Source organism: Caulobacter sp. GW821-FHT09A05, assembly GCF_059418465.1.
Genome location: NZ_JBWKPX010000034.1, coordinates 14,570 through 30,546 on the forward strand (window position 1 = coordinate 14,570; position 15,977 = coordinate 30,546).

At 67.1% G+C, this 15,977-nt stretch carries 8 protein-coding genes and 1 tRNA gene; 4 read left to right on the forward strand and 5 right to left on the reverse strand.

What is annotated here, in order from left to right; translation table 11 throughout:
* Positions 1 to 2 precede the first annotated feature (2 nt).
* Both AC07NX_RS22700 and AC07NX_RS22705 read right to left on the reverse strand, forming a co-directional pair.
* Complete coding sequence (locus AC07NX_RS22700; RefSeq protein ID WP_494644916.1) at positions 3 to 1,568, reverse strand: tryptophan halogenase family protein; 1,566 nt, start codon at positions 1,566 to 1,568, stop codon at positions 3 to 5.
* A 152-nt stretch (positions 1,569 to 1,720) separates the two neighbouring features.
* A complete protein-coding gene (locus AC07NX_RS22705) occupies positions 1,721 to 4,786 on the reverse strand; it encodes a TonB-dependent receptor (RefSeq protein ID WP_494644918.1) in 3,066 nt (1,021 codons plus the stop codon).
* Between the two features lie 676 nt (positions 4,787 to 5,462).
* On the opposite strand from AC07NX_RS22705, the gene AC07NX_RS22710 reads away from it, so the two are divergent.
* From AC07NX_RS22710 to AC07NX_RS22725, 4 genes are all read left to right on the forward strand, one after another.
* Entirely contained in the window at positions 5,463 to 6,485 is a 1,023-nt protein-coding gene (locus AC07NX_RS22710; protein WP_494644920.1) for a LacI family DNA-binding transcriptional regulator, read from the forward strand.
* A 58-nt stretch (positions 6,486 to 6,543) separates the two neighbouring features.
* A complete protein-coding gene (locus AC07NX_RS22715) occupies positions 6,544 to 8,796 on the forward strand; it encodes a beta-glucosidase (protein ID WP_494644922.1) in 2,253 nt (750 codons plus the stop codon).
* A gap of 195 nt (positions 8,797 to 8,991) precedes the next feature.
* Positions 8,992 to 9,066, forward strand: a tRNA-Asn gene (locus AC07NX_RS22720).
* A gap of 246 nt (positions 9,067 to 9,312) precedes the next feature.
* Positions 9,313 to 10,026, forward strand: a complete 714-nt coding sequence (locus AC07NX_RS22725; RefSeq protein WP_494644924.1) for a glycoside hydrolase family 9 protein — start codon at positions 9,313 to 9,315, stop codon at positions 10,024 to 10,026.
* Between the two features lie 141 nt (positions 10,027 to 10,167).
* On the opposite strand, the gene AC07NX_RS22730 is transcribed toward AC07NX_RS22725, so the two are convergent.
* From AC07NX_RS22730 to AC07NX_RS22740, 3 genes are all read right to left on the reverse strand, one after another.
* The gene (locus AC07NX_RS22730; protein WP_494644926.1) at positions 10,168 to 11,127 is read right to left on the reverse strand and encodes an amidohydrolase family protein; all 960 of its coding nucleotides are present in this window, start codon (positions 11,125 to 11,127) and stop codon (positions 10,168 to 10,170) included.
* Between the two features lie 59 nt (positions 11,128 to 11,186).
* Positions 11,187 to 13,127 (reverse strand): S9 family peptidase, encoded by a 1,941-nt coding sequence (locus tag AC07NX_RS22735; RefSeq protein WP_494644928.1) that lies wholly within the window; start codon positions 13,125 to 13,127, stop codon positions 11,187 to 11,189.
* 84 nt (positions 13,128 to 13,211) lie between these two features.
* Positions 13,212 to 15,911: a TonB-dependent receptor domain-containing protein gene (locus AC07NX_RS22740; protein ID WP_494644930.1), complete on the reverse strand. Its 2,700-nt coding sequence runs from the start codon at positions 15,909 to 15,911 to the stop codon at positions 13,212 to 13,214.
* Positions 15,912 to 15,977 lie beyond the last annotated feature (66 nt).

A 15,977-nucleotide genomic window follows, 5' to 3' on the forward strand; every position in this document is an offset into this window, starting at 1 on the left:
TCCTACTCGGCCGCCACCGGCTGGGGACGGGCGTACTGTTCGATGAAGTCGCCATGGGCGCGCGTGGCGGCGACGGTGTCGGCCACGGCCTTGCGCATCTCGCCCAGGGCGGCCGACAGCTGTCCGGGGTCGAAGCCGTCGACGCTGAGGTCGTAGGTTTCCGGCAGCAGACCAAAGCCGGCATAGATCGCCAGCCAGCTGGGCGGGGAGAACATCTCCCAGCGATAGCGGACGAAGTGGCCCTGGGCGCGCCACAGGTCGATCTTCTTCTGGAGGGTCTCGGGGACCGCCATCTCGCGGCAGTGGGTCCAGAAGCCCGTCGGGTCGTCGGTCCGCTGGTTGAGCTTGTAGTGCAGGATGATGAAGTCGCGGACGCGCTCCATCTCCAGGCGCGACATCGCGTTGAACTCGTCGACCACCGCGGAGTCGAAGTCGCGGCTGGGGAACAGTTGCTTGATCTTCTCGATGCCCGTCTCGATCAGGGCGATGCTGGTGCTCTCCAGCGGCTCCAGAAAGCCCGAAGCCAGGCCCAGGGCGATGCAGTTCTTGTTCCAGGCCTTCAGGCGGCGGCCGGGATGGAAGCCGATCTTGCGCGGCTCGTGCAGCAGGCGCCCATTCATTTCAGAAGGGGCGAGAGCGCCGGTCAGCACCGCCCTCGCCGCCTCGTCGGTGGTGTGGCGGCTGGAATAGACATAGCCGTTGCCCCAGCGGTGCTGCAGCGGGATCCGCCACCGCCAGCCGGCCTCGTGGGCGGTGACGTCGGTATAGGGCGGCGGCGACCCCGCCGCTCCCCCTTGGCCTTCGCTCTGGACCGCCAGGGCGCTGTCGCACAGCAGCCACTGGCTCCAGTCCTCGTAGCCGGTGTGCAGCGCCTCCTCGATCAGCAGACCCCGAAAGCCCGAGCAGTCGATGAACAGGTCGCCGGCGACGGTCGCGCCGGTGTCCAGCGACACCGACTCGACGAAGCCGTCCTCGCCGCGCAGGTTGGTCTGGACGATCTTGGCGTCGATGCGGCGCACGCCGTTCTGCTCGGCGACCTGGCGCATCAGCCGGGCGAACAGGCCGGCGTCGAAATGCAGGGCCCAGTCGAACACCGACAGCGTCGAGGGCGGGTTGCGCGACGGCGTGGTGAACTTGCCGCCGGCGGCCAGGCTGGCGCCCAGCGAATAGTCGCCGATCGGCGCGGCCTCGCCCAGGGTCCGCAGCCGCATCCAGTAGTGATGGAACGCCACGCCCTTCAGGTCCTGGCCGTAGAGGCCGAAGGGGTGGATGAACGACGAGCCGGGCCCGGACCAGTCGTTGAAGCGGATGCCCAGCTTGCAGGTGCCGCCGGTGGCGCGCAGCACGTCGATGTCGGACAGGCCCAGGGCCTGGTAGAAGCGGCGGATGGTCGGGATCGTCGCCTCGCCCACCCCGATCGTGCCGATCTCGGAGGACTCGATCAGGGTGATGGTCACCGGCGCGGCGCCGAAATGCCGCCTCAGGCTGGCGGCGGCCATCCAGCCCGCCGTACCTCCGCCGACGATGACGATGTCGCGGATGCGCCGGTCGCGCGCGTTGTCCTGCATGGTGGCCTACTCCCTTGGTCGAAGCGCTCGCCGGCTTCTTCTCGCGGGCTTCGAGCGCCCGTCTTGGTCGCAATCATGCTAGCCGCCCCGCTCGAAAAAAGAAGCCGCTGCGACAGGGATCGCAGCGGCCCGCAGGGAAGGGCTGGTCTAGGTCACCACTTGGCGCGAATGCCGAGGGTGTAGCGCGGTTCGAACTGGTTCTGGCTGAAGTACTGAGTCTTACCGTCCGCGAACTTCACGTAGTAATTCTCGATCTCGCCGCTCACGTTCGAGCCGTTGAGGTAGACGACGATGTTGTCGCGAACATTGTAGCTGACGTTCACATCGACGAAGCCGGTGGCGTCCTGGAACACCGCCAGGTTGTCGCCAGAGCTGCCGGTGACGCTGTTCAGGCGGTCGGTGCGGTAGTTGTAGGCGACGCGAGCCTGCCACTTGTCGTCCTGGTACCAGCCCACGAGGTTGTACTGGTACTTGGAGTTATCGGTGAACGGCAGCTTCTTGCCGTCCAGGCCGAGGCGCGACTCCGAGCTGGGCGAGTAGGTGGCGTTGGCGTCGACCCCGAAGTTCGAGAAGAAGCCGCCGTCCGGCAGCAGGTCGCTGAAGGCCAGCTTGGCGCCGACTTCCAGGCCCTTCACCGAACCGCCGTCGCCCTGGATGGGCTGGGTGACGTTGACGGTGCGCGGCGTGCCGTCCTCGTCCTTGAACGTGCCGGTGGTGGTGCCGCCGGTGACGAAGCTGTCGATCTTCAGCTTGAAGGCCGACAGGTTCACCATCGAAGCGCCGCCGAAATAGTACTCGATCGCGCCGTCGAAGTTGGTCGAGCGCCACGGATCCAGGTACGGGTTGCCCGACGAGCTGGCGCCCGTCACGCAGCGGCCCGGCTTGGTGCCGCAGTCGGCGGTCGAGATGCTGAGGCCGCCCCCGTAGTTGCCCAGGTCCAGCGGCTGCATCGTCTTGGAATAGGCGAAGCGGAACTTCAGGTGGTCGTCGAAGTCGTAGACCGCGTTCAGCGACGGCAGCCAATCGGTGTACTTGCGGCGGGTGACCGTGTCGCCGACGTCCAGGTTGGTGTCGCCGTAGTTCTGGGTGGCGCCGGTCAGGTTCTGCTTCACCAGCAGGTCGGTTTGGATGACGTGCAGGCCGATGTTGCCCGACAGCTTGCCGATCTCGAAGTTGGCGTCGGCGTAGGCGCTCTGCTCCTTCAGCGTCACGTCATAGGTGGCGCCGGGGATCTGGTAGCGGACCGCCGCGCCGAACACCTTTTCCTGGAACGACTTCACGTCGTCGAAGTCGCGCGGGTCCACGACCCAGAAGCCCGGGATGCCCTGGGTGATGCTGCCCAGGTCGTCCATCCAGATGACGTTGTTGTAGGCGTCGATCTTGGTCGGCCTGTTGACCGTATAGCCCTGGAAGACCGGCGCCCCGCCCAAGGGATTGGGCACGAACTCGCCCGCCTGGCACTGGTCCTGGCTCATGACCACGTCGATGGCCTTCCACTGCGCGAAGCAGCCCGCGGCCGGCACCGGCGTGCCGTTGGCCTGCACCGCGCCCGGCGTGCCGCCGTAGAACGGCGAGAACAGGTGGAACGCCTCGACCTCGACCGAGCGGTCGCTCTGGCGGACGCCGGCGTCGATCTTGGTGATGAAGCCCAGGAAGTTGTCGTCGAACTTGTAGTGTCCCTCGGCGCGGAACACGTTCATGTCCGACTCGACCTCGTTGTTGCCTTCCGAGGAGAACGCCGCGATCGCGTAGCTGTCCTTGTTGGCCATGTAGTCCTTGAGGGTCTTGCCTGCCCCCAGGCCGCCGGCCAGCGGGTTGTCGAAACCGCTCCAGACCGCCTTGTTACCCCCGATGTTGTAGTGCAGCTGGGGATTGGCGCCGTAGCCCAACGGGTTCGGGTTCAGGTAACAGCCCCCGGCGCTGCCGACGACGGCGTTGCTGCGTTGCGAGGCCGGATACTGGGCGCAGATCGAGGCCGGATAGAACGGCCCGCGCGTGCGGTCGTTCGGGTCGCGGAAGAGATTGAAGCGGCCCGGCGCGTACTGCCAGTTGCTAAGGTCGCCCTGGGCCTGGCCGTTCATGCTCAGACGGTCGCCGTTGGCGCGGATGGCCCGCACCTCGCTCGTGAAGTTGCCGCCGTTGTCGTACTTCAGTTCGAGGTTGTAGTTCTTGGTCTCCGACTTGGTGGTGCGGTTCACCGAGAAGCTGTTCACCCACCAGGCGTTGATGTCGTACTCGTCGACCGCCAGCCAGGGGCGGCCGTTGCCGGTGCTGACCTCGCCGGTGTTCTCGAACGCGGTCGGGGTGGTCCAGACGCCGAACGCGCCGCCGTCCCAGCGGTTGGAGATGTTGATGCCGGCGGCGCGGTTGTACTCGTCGAGCTTGGCGTAGAAGCCCTCGGCCACCAGGGTGAAGCCCTCGCCCAGGTCGGCCTCGAAGGCGACATTGACGCCCAGGCGCTTGCGCTCGACCTCGCGATGGAAGCTTTCGAAGCCGTGCGGCGAGATGAAGTTGTTGGCGGCCGAGCCGCCCCAGTCGTTGTTGCCCGACAGACCCACGACGCCCGACGCGTTGTTGCCCAGGTTGGCCTTGCTGGCCGCGGCCGAGACCATCAGGCCGACGCGGTCGTTGCGCCAGTTGACTAGGCCGTTGATCAGGTAGTCGTTTTCCTTGGTGCGCTCGCCGCGCTGGCCTTCGGCGCCGCCGGCGATCGACAGCCCCGGCTCCATCTGGAACGGACGGCGGGTGCGCAGGTCGATGGTGCCGGTGATGCCCGACAGGGCGTTGGTCGGGTCGGTGGACTTGTAGACCACCACCGAGCTCATCAGCTGGGACGGCACGTCCAGCAGGTTCGGCTGGGCCGAGCCCATGTTGCCGGCGCTCAGATACTGCTCGCCGTTCAGCAGGGTGATGACCTGGGCCAGGCCGCGGATATTGACCGTCGCGCCCTCGCCGGCGTCGCGCTTGATCTGGATGCCCGGGATCCGCTGCAGCGAGTCGGCGATGGTGACGTCGGGAAGCTTGCCGATGTCCTCCGACGAAATCGCGTCGACGATCGAGGCCTCGCGCCGCTTGACGTCGACCGAGCGCATCTGCGAGCCGCGGATGCCGGTGACGACGATCTCGTCGACCTGCGCGGAATCGTCCGGCGCGGCCTGGGCGTGGGCGCCCGTGGCCAGGGCCATGGACGAGGCGCCCGCCAGCAGCGCCAGGGTCATGCCCCGGGTCCAAGCGGACTGATTTCGTGGATTGGACAAGGTCTTCGCTCCCCAAACGTTTTTATGGCCGTTCTTGACCCCGCCAGTTTCGGCGAGGCTGCGTAATCGTTCGCCTGTCGAGGGGGCCTCCAGCCTGCCCGGCAAGCCCCTCTTCCAGCGACAGTCCGTTGGCGACCCTGGCGCCTCTCGACGCCCGCGCTGGCTCACGCCCTCCCCAGCCGTGTCTCAAGATCGGCAAATGTCCCGTTCGTGTCAATCGAAATGTCAACGTTGTCATTTTTTGACCACGTCGCCCAAGAACGGCATGGCCACGGGCGTCGCATCGCTCCCAAAGATCCAGGCAGACCATTACAAACTATTGTTATTATTAAGTTTTCCATGATCTAGATCGAAACAAGCGGCGATCAATCCTGGAAACGTGACTAGGCCGCCGCCAACCGATCGCCACGAATCTGATCACGCAGCCCTCTTGAAATGTCGCCGAACCCCATCGAATTTCCCAGGCGAAATGTCCAACCCCAACCGAAATGTCCCGATAAATGTCTTTTGTGGACAAAACGATGTCCTGCCGCATGACATCGTTGTCGGGCTGAGCTATGGCTTGGGCCACGGGGCGGACGGCGACCACGGCGGTCGGCGCGCGGCGGCGACTTGAATTCTGGGTGCGACAAAGGTCATGGCGACGATCCACGATGTGGCGCTGCGAGCGGGCGTGTCGCCCAAGACCGTCTCGCGGGTGATGAACGACCACGAGAGCGTCAGCACCAAGACCCGCGAGCGAGTGCGCGCCGCCATGCAGGCCCTGGACTACCATCCCAACGCCGTGGCGCGGGGCCTGCGCGCCCAGGCCGCGCCGGCGGTCGGCATCCTGATGGGCGACCCCAGCGGCGGCTACCAGACCCGCATCCACCACGCCCTGATGGTCGCCTGCCTGCAGAACGGCCGCCACCTGTCGGCCGAACTGGTCGAGGGCGACATGGCCGGCTGGCAGGACCGCATCCGCGCCTTCGTGACCGAGGGCGGCATTCGCGAGATGGTGCTGCTGCCGCCCGAATGCGATTTCGCGCCGCTCAAGGCCCTGCTGCGCGAGCACGGCGTGCGCTGCGTGCTGATTTCGCCGACCAGCCCCGATTCCCTGTCGCCCAGCATCGTGATGGACGACCGCGCCGCCGCCCGGGAGGTGGTCGAGCACCTGTTCAGCCTGGGACACGAACGGATCGGCCACATCGCCGGGCACCCCGACCACGCCGCCAGCACCCTGCGCCGCAACGGCTTCTACGAAGCCTACGCCGCCGCCGGCAAGCCGCGTCCCGATCCCGCCCTGATCGTCCCCGGCGACTTCAGCTTCAAGGGCGGCCTGGCCGGCGCCCAGGCCCTGCTGGACATGGACCATCCGCCCACCGCCATCTTCGCGGCCAATGACGACATGGCCGCCGCCACCTGCATGGAGGCCCAGCGCCGCGGCCTCAAGCTGCCCGACGACCTGTCGGTGGTCGGCTTCGACGACGCGCCGATCGCGGCCGCGATCTGGCCGTCCCTGACCACCATCCGCCAGCCCTTCGACCAGATGACCCAGCGCGCCATCACCGCTCTGAACGCCTGGAACGCCAACGAGGCGGTCGGCAAGGCGGCGGCCACCATCCTGACCCAGCACAGCCTGGTGATCCGCGAATCCACCGGCCCGGCCCGCGCCGGCTAGACCGAAACCCGACCACGCGGCCGAGCCCCTCGCCCGCGTCAACAATGTGGGAGGTATTATGAACCGACAGTCCTGGCGGGGCCCGGCCCTGGCCCTCATGCTCGGCGCGTCCGCCGGCGTCCTGGCGTCCACCGCCTGCGCCCAGGCGCCCGCCGCCACGCCCGCCGCCCGTCCGTGGCTCGACCCCAAGCTGGACGCCGACACCCGCGCCGACCTGGCGGTCAAGGCCATGACCCAGGACGAGAAGCTGACGGTGATCTTCGGCTTCTTCGGCGCGGACATGGGCGACAAGTACAAGCGCGTGCCCGAGGCCCTGCCCGGCTCGGCCGGCTATGTGCCGGGAATCGCCCGGCTGGGGATTCCAGCCCAGTTCCAGACCGACGCCGGCATTGGCGTGGCCACCCAGGGCGGCGAGCCCAACAAGCGCGAGCGCACGGCCCTGCCGGCCGGCATCGCCACCACCGCCACATGGAACCCGAAGCTGGCCCAGGCCGGCGGGGCGATGATCGGCGCCGAGGCCCGCGCCTCCGGCTTCAACGTCATGCTGGCCGGCGGCGTCAACCTGGTCCGCGAGCCGCGCAACGGCCGCAATTTCGAATATGGCGGCGAGGATCCCTGGCTGGCCGGCAAGATGGTCGGGGCCCAGATCAAGGGCGTCCAGTCCAACGCCATCGTCTCGACCATCAAGCACTATGCCCTGAACGCCCAGGAGACCGGCCGCTTCGTCCTGGACGCCAAGATCGGCGAGGCCGACCTGCGCGTCTCCGACCTGCTGGCCTTCCAGTTCGCGATCGAGGACTCCGACCCGCATTCGGTGATGTGCGCCTACAACCGCGTCAACGGCGACTACGCCTGCGAGAACGACTTCCTGCTCAACAAGGTCCTCAAGCAGGACTGGGGCTACAAGAACTACGTGATGTCCGACTGGGGCGCGGTCCATTCCAGCGCCAAGGCGATCAACGCCGGCCTCGACCAGGAATCGGCCGGCGACGCCTTCGACAAGCAGCCCTTCTTCAAGGGGCCGCTGAAGGAGGCCCTGGCCAAGGGCGAGGTCAGCCAGGCCCGGCTCGACGACATGGCCCGCCGCGTGCTGCGCGGCCTGTTCGCCAGCGGCGTGGTGGAAAGGCCGGTCAAGATCGCCCCAATCGACTACGCCGCCCACGCCAAGGTCACCCGCGCCGACGCCGAGGAAGGCGTGGTGCTGCTGAAGAACGACAAGGGCCTGCTGCCGCTGGTCGCCGGCGCCCGGAAGATCGCCGTGATCGGCGGCCACGCCGACGTCGGCGTGCTGTCGGGCGGCGGCTCGTCCCAGGTCTATCCGATCGGCGGCCGCGCCGTGCAGGGCGAGGGTCCGGCCACCTGGCCCGGTCCGATGATCTACTTCCCCTCCTCGCCCCTCAAGGCGCTGAAGGCCCGCCTGCCCGGCGCCGACATCCAGTTCGCCGACGGCAAGGACAAGGCCGCCGCCGCCAAGCTGGCGGCCGCCAGCGACGTGGTGCTGGTGTTCGCCACCCAATGGAACGGCGAGGCCTTCGACAGCCCGCTGACGCTGGAGAACGACCAGGACGCCCTGATCGACGCCGTCGCCTCGGCCAACGGCAAGACCGTGGTGGTGCTGGAGACCGGCGGACCGGTGCTGATGCCGTGGCTCTCCAAGGTGGGGGCCGTGGTCGAGGCCTGGTATCCAGGTTCGGAGGGCGGCGAGGCGATCGCCAGCGTGCTGACCGGCGCGGTCGACGCCTCGGGCCGCCTGCCCGTCACCTTCCCGGCTTCGCTGGACCAGTTGCCCCGCCCGGTGCTGGACGGCGATCCCAAGAAGCCCGACGACCTGTTCGCGGTCGACTATACGATCGAGGGCGCGGCGGTCGGCTACAAGTGGTTCGACAAGAAGGGCCACCAGCCGCTGTTCGCCTTCGGCCACGGCCTGTCCTACACGACCTTCGCCTATGACAACCTGAAGGCCGAGGCCAAGGGCGGCGTCCTGACCGTCAGCTTCGACGTGAAGAACACCGGCAAGCGGACCGGCAAGGCCGTGCCCCAGGTCTATGTCTCGCCCAAGGCGGGCGGCTGGGAGGCCCCGCAACGCCTGGCCGGCTTCAGCAAGGTCGAGCTGGCGCCCGGCGCGACCACCAGGGTCGTCCTGAGCGTCGATCCGCGCCTGCTGGCCACCTGGAACGAAAAGGCCCACGGCTGGTCCGTGGCCGCCGGCGACTACACCGTCACCCTTGGCGCTTCATCCCGCGAAACCGCCGCCAGAACCCAGGTCGCGGTCAGCGCCCAGTCAATTCCCGTCGGCCTGATGAAGCGCTGAGGAGCCATTTGGTCGCAGCCGAAATTAAGGCCCGATTAACCATAAAAGCCGAATTTCGCCTGGTCTTTCTTGAAGACACCCCACATCACTGACTTTCCACAGCCCGGTCGTCGACCGGGCTGTTTTTTTGTCCGAATGCGCTTGCACCGAGTCAAATCGGCGGCTATCACCCGGCCTCTTCCTGAGGCGACCTGTTCCGCGGTAGCTCAGTGGTAGAGCAGCCGGCTGTTAACCGGCTGGTCGTAGGTTCGAATCCTACCCGCGGAGCCACCTCCCCCCCCGAGGCCCCTTTGGGTAAGGGGTTTTGAGGGGTGGAGAAAACAGCGCCCTACATTCCGCCCTACACCGTAACTCGACCATGACAGCCGAATTAATCGGCTGGTGACGAACGCCGTTCGCGCCAGGTGAAGGCGTGCTCATTGCGTTCTCGTTGGACTACGGTCGCGGCCATGTCTCGGCTTGTCGAATTTCTGGAATACGGGTGGGATCTCGCCTTGAGGTGCAGGGCTTGCGGTCATGCGCGACGACCCCAACTACGCCGATCCCGACCCGCGCCAGGAAACTTTGTGGGCGACCTGCGAGATGGCGGCGGCCACTGGCGACACCGCGCTGGGCGCGCGGGTGACGGCGACTTTAAAGGAAATCGGCATCTTCCCGTTCTTCTGGCCCTCGCCGCAGGTGCTGGGGGTGATGAGCCTGGCGCGACGTCCCGGCGACGTCGCCGCCGCGGCACGCACGGCGATCGTCGAAACGGCCAAGGCCGCCGCGCCTTATGTCCAGGCCGATCCCTATGGCTTCACGATCCAGCCGGAAGCCTACAGTTGGCGTTCGGTGGAGGTGGTGCTCAACACTGCCGTCATTTGCCTGTTCGCCGCCGAACTGGGCGAGGTCTCGGCCCGCGACACTGCCCAGCGCCTCCTAGACTACGTGCTGGGCTGCAACGCCCTGGACCACGGCTTCGTCACCGGCCATGGCGAGCGCGCCACGCGGCGTCCCTATCACTGGACGTGCCGGGTCTGGGGCATCGTCATGCCGGGCTGGGCCAGCGGCGGCCCGAACGGTGGAGCACTCGGCGCCGATCCGCGCCTGAAAGCCCTGATCGACGCCAAGACCCCTCCGGCCAAGTGCTTCGTCGACGCCTGCGAGAACGACGGCTCCTGGGCCTCAAACGAAGGCCAGACCAGCGAGAATGCGGCGCTGTTGCTGGCGACGGGATTGTTCGGATTGTGAGGTAGCCCAGAAGGGCTCGCGGTCCCAACCCCTGCCCCCAATCGTGAAGTCCGAATGTCCGGCCGCGTCGCACCAGGAGCCGACATCGGCTTGCCGCCAGGAACTGGACATTTCATCATGCTGCTCAGGCGGCCGGTAGAGCTAGCGAGAGGTTTTCGCCCACTCCTCAGGCGACAGCTCCGGCCCCGTATAGGCGGTGGCGAAGTAGGTCTTGAGGTCTCCAGTGAAGGGCCAGTCAGACCCGGCGACGAAACGATCCGGACCGATCCGGCGGATCAGGCCGACCATCCGAGCGCGGTCCTCGGGCGTCGCACCGGTCTTAAAGACTTGGGCAAGGTCGAAGCGGACGTTGCTCACGCGCCCTGGATCTTTCTCTAACGCGTTGGCGAATGCGCCCAGGGCGTCCAGCGTCACCGCGTCGATCCCGCCCCACCCCGCCGCGTGGGCGATGAAGACGGGCTGGTCACCCGCGGCCGGCAGCACCTTATCGATGAAGACCCCGACGTCCCGCGCGCCATAGTCGGCCGCGCCGGTGCGCATATGGATCATGATGGTCCAGCCATTGGCGGCCGCGGCGCGGAAGACCGCCGCCAGCTTTGCCACTTGAGCATGATCGCGCAGGTCGACGCCGGAATTGGTCAGGTGCAGCTTCAGCCCGCTCACGGCGCGGTCGCCCTTCCAGCGGGCGATCTCCGCCAGGGCGTCGGGCGCAGTCGGATTGACGCTGACGAAGGCGGCGAACCGATCGGGCCGGCTGCGCGCCAGGGCGACCGTGAAATCATTGGCCTCGCGAACCACCTGGGCGGCATCGGGCGGCGTCGGGCCCAGAGGGCTCTGCGCCAGATAGGCCGTCGACATCAGCCAGCCCTGCCCGACCTCTGCGCCATCCATCGCCTTCAGCGCATCGGCGGCGGTCAGCGGCGCGGTGAAGCGCGGGTCGCAAGGGCTCTTGCGCTTGGGGCTGGCGCAATAGGCCGGCAGGATCTTGAGGATCGCCGGCGAATGGACGTGCATGTGGTGGTCGATCGCGGGCCCCGCCCAGGCCCGACCGGCAAAAAGCAGCAGCGCCAAGGCCGTCGCGCAACGCAGAAAGGTCGACAAGATCCTGGATCCTTCCAAGAAAAAGGGCGCGGAATCTCGGTTCCGCGCCCTCGCCCGCCCTACTGATCCAGTAGGGTCTTTCGCCAGAACATGATGCTGGTCCAGAAGTAGTAGTCCTCGTTCTCCTTCTTGCGGAAAACGTGGCCGTCGTTCTTGGCCAGCACGTGCCAGGCCTCGCCGCCCTTGGCGCGGACGGCCTTGATCATCTGGTCCGCCTCGGAAGCCGGCACGCGCGGATCGGTCCCGCCCGTGGCCACCAGCAGCGGGATGGTGATCTTGTCGACGCTGGTCAGCGGCGAGATCTTCATCAGCTGCTCGCGCTGCTTGGGATCACGCTCGTCGCCATATTCCACGCGGCGCAGATCGCGACGGTAGGACTGGGTATTCTCCAGGAACGTGACGAAGTTGGAGATCGCGACATAGCAGTTCGCGCCCTTCAGGCGCGGGCTGTAGTGCGTGGCGGAGGCGTAGCACATGTAGCCGCCGTACGAGACGCCGTTGACGGCGAAGCGGCTCGCGTCCAGGGCCGTGTCCTTCTCCAGCGTATCGAGGAAGGCGCCGATGTCCTTGACCGAGTCCTCGCGCTTGAACGGGCCGTTGTCGAGATTGACGAACCGCGCGCCGTAGCCGGACGAGCCACGCACGTTCGGGAAGAACAGCGCGATGCCCAGCTCGTTGAGCAGGTAGTTGTTCCCGCCCAGGAAGTCGGGCCGGGTCTGGCCTTCCGGACCGCCGTGGATGTCGACGATCAGCGGACGTTTGCCGGGGAACTTGGCCGGGTCGGGCTGGTAGAGGAAGCCGGAGACCTTCTCGCCGTCGAAGCTGGCGACCTCGACCAGCTTGGGCTCGACGTTCAGGTTGGGGTCCAGGCCGCCGGTCTCGCTGTGGGTCCACTGGGTGACGGCAAGAGTCTTGGGATCGATGGAGAACGCATCGCCCGGCACCTTGGCGCTGGACAGGCTGAGGCCGATCTGGCCCCAGGGGGCGATCTCGATGGACGCGCCGATGCTGTAAGGGATCACGCCTGCCGGAAGGCCGGTCACGGAACGCACGGCGCCGGTGGCGAGGTCCATCACGCGCACGCGCGATACGCCCGCCTCGTTGATCGCATAGACCACGAAGCCGCCGTCCGGCGCGATGGCGAAGTCGCTGACGTCCCAGCGCGGCTCCTTGGAGACGGGGACGAAACCGCCCTTGGCGTCCAGCTTGCCCAGGCGCAGGAAGTCCGAGCCCTTGTTCGAGGTCAACCAGACCGCGCCGTCGGGACCGTACTTGGGATCGACATAGGAAGCCTTGGCCTTCGGATCGGTCAGCGGCTTCATCTTGCCGGTCGCCAGATCCAGTTCGTAGACCGCCGCGTCGTTGATCGACATGCGGTTCAACACCAGGGCCTTCGAACCGTCGGCCGAGAAGTCGGCGATGTTCCAGCCGCCGCCGCTGACCTGGGCGACCAGGCGGTCGGTCTTGGGGTCCTTCGGATCGACGACATAGAGGTCCATGTCCGCGCCGTTGCGACGCGACGAAGCATAGCCGACCCGCTTGCCGTCGCGCGACCAGGCGCCGAACCAGTTGCGGCTCTTGCCGTCGGTGATCAGCCGCGGGCGGCCGGCCTCCAGGGCGTAGAGCTGGTAGAACTCATCGCCGCCCTTGTCCTTCTGGACGACCAGCGTGTCCCCCTTTGGCGACAGCGCCGCGGCCAGGATCGGCTCGTTCTCGAAGCTGATCTGGCGGCGGTCGCCATCGGGCTTGGCCACGACGTGGACCTGATCGGAGCCGCCGAAGCGGGTCTTGATCAGCATCGAGCGGTCGGCCGCATTCCAGCCCAGGAAGTTGGCGTGGCGGGCCTGCAGGTAGGGCGCGGTGGCCGCGACCAGTTCCTGGGGGATGGCCGGCGCGCCGTCGATGACGATGGCGGCGGGCGGCGCGACGGTCTGGGCCGCGAGCGGGGTCGCGACGACGCTGGCCAGCAGGACCAGCGCCAGGGAAGGACGAGAGATCATGTTCGGAACGCCTTGCGAAGGAAGGAGCGCCGCCGGCGGAGGGAGCGCGGGGGAACGCAGCCGGCGGCGCGATGTCGGGCGGGCTTAGAAACGCATCCGCGCGCCGACGGTCACATAGCGGCCGATCACGTCGTAGTACGGCGAGTACAGCGAGCTGACCGGAGGCTTCTTGTCGAACAGGTTGGTGGCGTTTGCGTACAGTTCGATCGCGTTGCCGCGGATCTCAGGCAGTTTCGCCGCAAGGCCCAGGTCGAAATAGGTGTAGGCCTTGATGTGGTTGTTCACCAGATCGACGGTGTTGTTGTAGTTACCCGCCGAGATGTAGCGGGCGCGCAGGTTGGCGCTGAACACCTCGCCGGCCCAGTCGATCGACGCGTTCGCGCGGGTCTTGGGCGTGCCCAGACCGAACGAATAGCCCTGCGACTTGACGTACTCGATCTTGCTGACGCCGTCGTTGGTGGTCAGGCTGTTGACCCAGGTGCCCAGCAGGCGGGCGCGGATACGGCCAGGCGCGCCCGGGATCAGGCGATCGAACGCGGTCGAGTACGAGATCTCGGCGTCGAAGCCGTCGGTCTTGTAGTTGGCCAGGTTGACGTAGGTCGAGACGATCCGGGTGATCGCGCCGGTTGCGTCACGGGTAACCCGCGAGCACAGGTCCTGATTGCCGTTGGCGCAACGGGTGACGATGTCCTGAGCCGCGATCGTGGTGATCACGTCGTCGATGTTGATCTTGAAATAGTCGAGCGACATGCTCAGGCCCGCGATCGACGGCGGCGAATAGACGAAGCCGGTCGTGAAGGTCTTGGCCGTCTCGGGGTTCAGGTTCGGGTTCCCACCGCCGTTGGTCAGCACATAGACGCTGGAGTTGTTTGTCGGGTCGGTCAGCGTGTTGTAGCCGGTCGTGGTCGTCGTGAAGAGCTCGGTCAGGTTGGCCGAACGGATGTCACGCGACTGGGTGATGCGACCACGGAAGCCCGGGAAGAACTCGTTGGTGGCGCCCAGCTTCCACGACCAGATCGAGCCGGTGGTGTCGTAGTCGGAGATGCGCGCGGCCGCGTTGACTTCCAGCTTGTTGAAGACGGGGATGTCGCGAACGACCGGCACCAGCACTTCGGCGAAGGCTTCCTTGACGCTGAAGCTGCCGGCCATGGCCGAGAAGCTGAACGAGGTGAACGCCTTGGCGGCGTCCAGGGCGCCCACCGTGCGGACGACCGACTCCTTGCGCGCCTCGGCGCCCACGGCGATCGAGACCGGGCCGGCCGGCAGTTCGAAGGGCTCGCCGCGCAGGCTGAAGCCGCCGACGTCCAGCTTGCTGGTTTCACGCATCGACGGTGTGCCGGTGACGTAGTCCAGCGCCGCCTGCGAGGGCGCGCCCTGGCCGAACAGGTTGATCGGCACGCAGTTGGTCGAGGCGTTGGTCAGGGCGACGCGGCAGACCGCCTGGCCGGTCGTGGGGCTGATCACCGAGTCGACGGCGTTGGCGTAGTTCTGGGTCAGGAAGAACCCGGGGGTGTCGATGTTGTTGTCCTGCTCGCCGTGGCTGTAATAGGCGCTCCAGCGCCAGCCGCCGTCGAACTCGCCGTCCAGGGCGATCGTGCCTTGGGTCGAGACGCGTTCGAAGTCGATGGTCGGATAGGCCTCGGTGTTGAAGCGGCCCATCGTGAAGCTCGTCTGGCCGGCGGCGGCCAGCGCCGTCTTCACGGCCGTCGGCAGGAAGGCGTTGTCCGACTTGATCGTCAGGTTGCCGCGGTTGTGGTCGCCGAACCAGATGTAGTTGTTCCACATCCGCGACCGACGCAGTTCGGCGGTCAGCTTGACCTTGTCGGTCAGGTCGTAGGTCGCGCTGGCCATGGTGGCGTAGCGCTTCTGCGGCGTCACCAGCGGCGACAGATCGTCGTTCGAAGGGCCTTCGCCGCCGATCGAGTTCGTGCCTTGCACCGTGCCGTAGTCGAAGGCGCGCAGGGTGCCGTCCGGATTGAAGGTCTGGCCGCGCAGCACGCCCGAGGTGATCAGGCCTCCGGGAGCGGCGTTCGAGAAGCCGACGTCGGGGGCCAGGACGAAGCGGCCCGCGCCGTTCGAGATGGTGGCCCAACGGCCGATGTTCGGGCGGCTGTTCTTCGGAATGACGCCGTCGTTGTCGAGATATTCGCCGCCGATGACAAAGTGGCCGCGGCCGCCGGCGAAGGTCGTGCCGGCCGCGCCTTCGACGCGGATCTGTTTGGCGTCGTCAAAGGACGATTCGCCGCCCTCGATGCCGAACTTGAAGCCGGTGAAGTTGCGGTCGATGGAGAGGTTGACGACACCGGCGACGGCGCCCGAGCCCCAGGCGGCCGAGGCGCCGCCGGTCACGACGTCCACGCCTTTCAGCATGACGCTGGGGATCATGTTCAGGTCGTTCTCGCCCGAGAAGCGGCGGCCATCCAGCAGCACCAGGGTGCGGTTGATGCCCAGGCCGCGCAGGTCGACCGGAGCGTTGCCCGCGCCGGTGTTGGTGCCGGTGGTCTGGGGCGAGGTGGTGGCGCGGAACTGCGGCAGGTCGTTCAGGGCGGCGGCCACGTTCGGACGGGCGCCGACGGCCAGGTCCTGGGCGGTGACGCGCACGGTCGGGGTCGGGGCTTCGAAACCGGCGCGATCGATGCGCGAGCCGGTGACGATGATCTCGGCGACGCTGGTGTCTTCCGCAGGCGCGGTCTGGGCGAAGGCTGCGGTGTGCAGCACGAGCGCGGCAGGCGCGATGCTGCAGCCCAGCAGCAGGTTACGGCGGGTTTGGCGTGAAAGTGTCAAACGAGATCCCCTCGGTGTTTGCAGTCGACAACGCCCGTCCCGTGCGCCGCACGATGCGACGCGCCC